We start from the raw sequence: 783 nt of genomic DNA, 5'->3' as shown, positions 1-783 counted from the left end.
CCCAAGGGTAATCACGTGAAACGCGAAGAATATCTTCGATGAGCTGATCAGCGCCCTCACCACGCTTTTCGTATACCAACTCTGGCTTTGCCCCAAACCAATAGCGATCAGGCAAGTCTTTCTCTATGCGAAGAACCGGCACACCCCATCGAGCGCGCCAGCCAATCACTTCAAGGACAGTGTATTGATCTGCATTGCTTGGTTTAACAGATATCCATGTATGCACTGCAAATATCCCTCGCCATCCCCAAGCATCTGCAGCGTAAACTTGCACGATGGCATCAGAATAATCACCGGGGAGTGGAGATAAATTCGCAGAGTCTCGGCTCGCGTCTCGCCAACTACCGGTGCTACACCCCGTAAGCACTAGACCAAGACTTAACACCAATACAGTGAATATACTTCGCATCGAAACCTCTTGATTTACCTTATTCAACTTAGACCTAAGACAAAATGTCTTACGCGTTATGAAGATGCGTAGATTAGACACAAAGCCTTTGAAAGAAGAGGTTAGATATACGAAAACTTTAAAAGTTCGAGTAAGACATACCCAAGCTGGGTCAATAAAGAATTTAGAATAAGGCAAAAACAAATAAAAACGCGCAGCTACTTAGCGTTAGGAGAGCAGCTTAGGCAAGGCGAAAGTTTATGAGAACACGGAGTTTACATATAAGTAAATACTCGCGTAGCTCGCCCTACGGACCGCACTAAAGTGCGTTCTGGCAAAGCCAGTGAGTAAAGCGAACAAGCTTTCAACACAGCTTACGAAACGCCTAACCTCAC

The 783-nt window shown here is 45.6% G+C and carries 1 protein-coding gene; it reads right to left on the bottom strand.

Features of this window, described 5'->3' with window-relative positions; translation table 11 throughout:
- On the bottom strand, nucleotides 1-409 hold a 409-nt coding region (locus tag A3738_RS00690; protein WP_068763264.1), incomplete at its 3' end, for a DUF3750 domain-containing protein.
- Nucleotides 410-783 lie beyond the last annotated feature (374 nt).

The sequence above is a fragment of the Oleiphilus sp. HI0066 genome, from assembly GCF_001635725.1.
The sequence above is the reverse complement of the archived record's forward strand: the minus strand, read 5'-3'. Positions and strand labels throughout refer to the sequence as shown.